Below are 4,691 nucleotides of genomic sequence, written 5' to 3'. Positions count from 1 at the left end.
GGCCGCCGCGGATCATGACCACGGAGTGCTCCTGGAGGGAGTGGCCCACGCCGGGAATATAGGCGGTGACCTCGTAGCCATTGGTCAGGCGAACACGGGCGATCTTGCGCAGCGCGGAGTTGGGCTTCTTGGGGGTAGCGGTTCTCACGGCGGTGCAGACGCCTCTCTTCTGGGGAGAGGGGAGATCGGTGGTCTTGGTCTTCAGGGTGTTCAGACCAAACTGCAGAGCGGGAGAGGTGGACTTGTAGGTCGCCTGCTCCCTTCCTTTACGGACCAGCTGGTTAAAAGTAGGCATTGAATTTCTCCTTTCTTACATATTTTTGGCAGCCGCTCACTGCGGACAGCCTTTATTTTTTGCGGAAAACCTCTCGGCTATTCCGAAAAAACCAAAAATTTGCAGGGGATCGGGTCAGAGGACCGCCACCACGGACGCCCCCACCGCAATATGGCAAGCCTGGCCCAGCTGGGCCATGGTATACCCCTCCCGAACGGGAATGCCCGCCTCCGCGCAGCCGGAGGCCACCGGGCCGGTAATCGCCGGGTCGGCGTCACAGGCCAGGAACACTTGGCGGGCACGGCCCTCCCGAATGGCTTTGCGGGACTGTTTCACGCCGATCACCTTTTCCTGAGAAGCAAGTTCCGTAATCACGGGAAATTCCTCCTGATACTCGCTTTTGTGGGAAAAGCGCACATTGACGCACACGCATGGCGAAATTCGCGGAATCTGCCCGCGCATTTGGAAATTATAGCATGTAGGAACGCACTCGTCAAGTATTTCCGCGGAAAGGACCTTTATTTTTTCTCTTTCACAAATCCCCGGCCGCTTTTTCAATGTTTTTCATAGATTTGTCCCAATTTCAGCGGCGCTGCTCAAACTTTTTCGCCCCCTCCGCCGTCTAATTGACAGAACATCGATAAGGAGGAATCTCTGATGAAACATCTCGCCTCTCTCACCGCCCTGCTGGCCCTCCTGCTGGCGCTGACCGCCTGCGGCACTCCGGCCTCCCCGGCCCCGGAGGAGCCGGCCGCCGCCGAAGAACCCACGCTGGAAATGCTCTGCGGCGCCGACTACCAGTCCTACATCGTGGAAACCATCACCATGCAGATGGAAAACCGGATGAACAAAACTCCTGACGTCCCCTACTTCCCCATTACAGACGGCGCTCCTCTGACCGATTACGCCCCCATCGACAATACCACTCCTTTTGAAGTGGACGGCGAGGGTAATGTGGTCATTTACTTTTCCGCAGGCGCCGTGACGGACGAGGCCAACGGCGAGCAGTCCTTCCGTATCCCCCCTCCCTGATTTGCCGTCACACGAAAAGAGGCTCCGCGGCTGTGGCCGCGGAGCCCGTTTTCATTTTTACAGGCTTTCCACTGCGGGGAACGCCTCCTCGGCGACGCCCGTCTCATCCGGCACCAGTTCCCTGGCGGAACTGTGGTAGGTCTGAAGACCCGTGCCGGCGGGGATCAGCTTGCCGATAATGACATTCTCCTTCAGGCCCGTCAAGCGGTCTGCCTTGCCCTTGATGGCAGCCTCAGTGAGGACCTTGGTGGTCTCCTGGAAGGAGGCGGCGGAGAGGAAAGAGTCCGTGGCCAGGGAGGCTTTGGTGATGCCCATCAGCAGCTGAGTGCCCATGGCCTTCCGCAGGGGCTCGCCGTCCTCCCGGACCTCCCCTGCCGCAGTACGGCGGTCAATCTCCGCATTGGCGTCGTCCAGCTCCAGGACATCCACCATGGAGCCGTCCAGCAGATTGGTATCGCCGGCGTCCTCCAGGCGGATCTTGCGCATCATCTGGCGAACAATCACCTCGATGTGCTTGTCGTTAATGTCCACGCCCTGCTGGCGGTACACCCGAAGAACCTCCTGGATCAGGTAGTTGTACACGGCGTCGGCGCCCCGGATGCGAAGCACATCGTGGGGGTTCAGCGCACCGTAGGTCAGCTGGGTGCCGGCCGCGATGATGTCGCCGTCCTTCACCTGCAGCCCCGTGTGGGGCACCGCATAGGTGCGGACGTCGCCGTCGTCCGCCGTGACGATGATGTTCAGAAGACTCCCCTTGGACGCCTCCTCAAACTTCACCCGGCCGCCGATCTCCGCCAGCGTCGCCATCCGCTTGGGCTTGCGGGCCTCAAACAGCTCCTCAACGCGGGGAAGACCCTGGGTGATGTCGCCGCCGGCCAGACCGCCGGTGTGGAAGGTACGCATGGTCAGCTGTGTTCCGGGCTCACCGATGGACTGAGCGGCGATAATGCCAACGGCCTCGCCGGGGCCCACGGGCTTCTGGGTGGCCAGGTTCATACCGTAGCACTTGGCGCACACACCGCTGCGGGCCTTACAGGTCAGCACGGTGCGGATCATGACGGTGGGCCGCTCGTCTTTCTCGGGATCGAAGGCGCAACGGTCGCCCTCCTGGACATTCTCCTGGACCCATTTGCGGCTCTCCAGGAGCTTGGCGTCCGCCTCATCCATCATCCGGTCGCCGGGCACCAGCACCTCGCCGGTGTCCGCGTCCACTACGTCGCCCACCAGATAGCGGCCCCGGAGGCGGTCGGAGAACTTCTCGATGACCTGGCCGTTCTCGCTGATCTCGGAGACCTTGATGCCGTGGGTCACGCCGCAGTCCTTCTCCCGGATGATGACCTCCTGGGAGACGTCCACCATGCGGCGGGTCAGGTATCCGGAGTCGGCGGTCCGGAGAGCGGTATCCGCCAGTCCCTTCCGGGCGCCGCGGCTGGAGATGAAATACTCCAGAGCGGTCAGGCCCTCCCGGTAGTTGGCCTTGATGGGAATCTCGATGGTTTTGCCGGCGGTGTTGGCGATCAGGCCGCGCATCCCCGCCAGCTGGCGGATCTGCTTCATGGAGCCGCGGGCGCCGGAGTCCGCCATCATGAAGATGGGGTTGTACCGGTCCAGATTGTCCTGCAGGGCGGAAGAGACGTCGTCGGTGGTCTTCTCCCAAACCTGCACCACCTGCTTATAGCGCTCGTGGTCGGTCATGAAGCCCATCTTGTACTGGTTCTCGATGTCCACCACGGCCTGCTCGCTGGCGGCCACCATCTCATACTTCTTGGGCGGGATGGTCATGTCGGCGATGGAGACGGTGATGGCGGCCCGGGTGGAGTATTTATAGCCGGTGGCCTTGATGGCGTCCAGCACCTCGGCGGCCATGGTGAAGCCGTGCTTGTTGATAGTCCGGTCCACGATCTTACCCAGCTGCTTTTTGCCGCAGGTCTCGGCAATCTCATAGTCGCAGATGTGGGCAGGGTCGCTGCGGTCCACAAATCCCAGGTCCTGGGGGACGTTCTGGTTGAAGATAATCCGGCCCGGCGTGATCTCCACGATGCGGGTGTGGGCCACGCCCTCCAGCTCCCGGGTCCGGCGGACCAGGATGGGGCAGTGGGGCCCGATGACGCCCTCGTTGTAGGCCATCAGGGCCTCATCCTCGCTGGCGTACACGTGAAGAGGCTTGTAGACAGCGGGCCGCCGGCCCTTCTCCAGAGCGGCGTTGGCGGCCAGGAACTCATCCGCATCCACCGCTGTCCCGGCGGAAAGGTTCGTATCCCCGGCGTCCTCGCACCAGACGGCCTCCGCGCCCTTCTCCGCCTTGCCCATGCGGTCCATGGTCAGGTAGTAGCTGCCCAGCACCATGTCCTGGGTGGGCACGGTGACGGGGCCGCCGTCCTGGGGACGCAGGAGGTTGTTGGCGGAGAGCATCAGGATGCGGGCCTCGGCCTGGGCCTCGGCGGAGAGGGGCACATGAATGGCCATCTGGTCGCCGTCAAAGTCGGCGTTGAAGGCCGTGCAGTTCAGGGGGTGGAGCTTCAGGGCCCGGCCGTCCACCAGCACCGGCTCGAAGGCCTGGATGCCCAGGCGGTGCAGCGTGGGGGCCCGGTTCAGCATGACGGGGTGGTCCTTGATGATGACGTCCAGGGCGTCCCAGACCTCGGTGACGCCCTTGTCCACCATCTTCTTGGCGGACTTGATGTTGTTGGCGGTGCCGTCCTCCACCAGCTTCTTCATGATAAAGGGACGGAACAGCTCCACGGCCATCTCCTTGGGCACGCCGCACTGGTAGATTTTCAGTTCGGGGCCCACCACAATGACGGACCGGCCGGAGTAGTCCACACGCTTGCCCAGCAGGTTCTGGCGGAAGCGGCCCTGCTTGCCCTTCAGCAGGTCGCTGAGGGACTTGAGCGCCCGGTTATTGGCGCCGGTGACGGCCCGGCCCCGGCGGCCGTTGTCGATCAAAGCGTCCACAGCCTCCTGGAGCATCCGCTTCTCATTGCGGACGATGATATCCGGGGCATTGAGCTGGATGAGCCTCTTCAGGCGGTTGTTGCGGTTGATGACCCGGCGGTACAGGTCGTTGAGGTCAGACGTGGCAAACCGGCCGCCGTCCAGCTGGACCATGGGCCGCAGCTCCGGCGGGATCACCGGCAGCACGTCGATGACCATCCACTCCGGCTTGTTGCCAGACATATAGAAGGCGTCCACCACCTCCAGCCGCTTGACGATCCGGGCCTTCTTCTGGCCGGAGGCCTCTTTCAGCTCTGCGTGGAGCTGGGCGGAGAGGGCCGGCAGGTCCACATCCTGCAGGAGCTTTTTCACGGCCTCGGCGCCCATGCCGGCCTGGAAGTCGTAGATCGGAAGAGCGTCGTGTAGGGAAAGAGTGTAGATCTCGGTGGTC

General features: G+C 62.7%; 3 protein-coding genes. 1 reads left to right on the top strand and 2 read right to left on the bottom strand.

The features are described from left to right. On the bottom strand, nucleotides 1–295 hold a 295-nt coding region (gene rpsL, locus QZ326_RS11245; RefSeq protein WP_295745220.1), incomplete at its 3' end, for a 30S ribosomal protein S12. A gap of 114 nt (nucleotides 296–409) precedes the next feature. Beyond that, complete coding sequence (locus tag QZ326_RS11240) at nucleotides 410–649, bottom strand: ribosomal L7Ae/L30e/S12e/Gadd45 family protein (RefSeq protein WP_295745218.1); 240 nt, start codon at nucleotides 647–649, stop codon at nucleotides 410–412. 282 nt (nucleotides 650–931) lie between these two features. On the opposite strand from QZ326_RS11240, the gene QZ326_RS11235 reads away from it, so the two are divergent. Beyond that, nucleotides 932–1,306 carry a DUF3298 domain-containing protein gene (locus tag QZ326_RS11235; protein ID WP_295745217.1) on the top strand — a complete coding sequence of 125 codons (375 nt, stop codon included), beginning with the start codon at nucleotides 932–934 and terminating at the stop codon, nucleotides 1,304–1,306. Nucleotides 1,307–4,691: the final 3,385 nt, after the last annotated feature.

Origin of the sequence: uncultured Oscillibacter sp., from assembly GCF_910587525.1 — a bacterium.
In the GTDB taxonomy this organism is placed as follows: Bacteria; Bacillota; Clostridia; order Oscillospirales; family Oscillospiraceae; genus Oscillibacter.
Note: the sequence above shows the minus strand (reverse complement) of the source record. Positions and strands in the feature narration are given on the sequence as shown.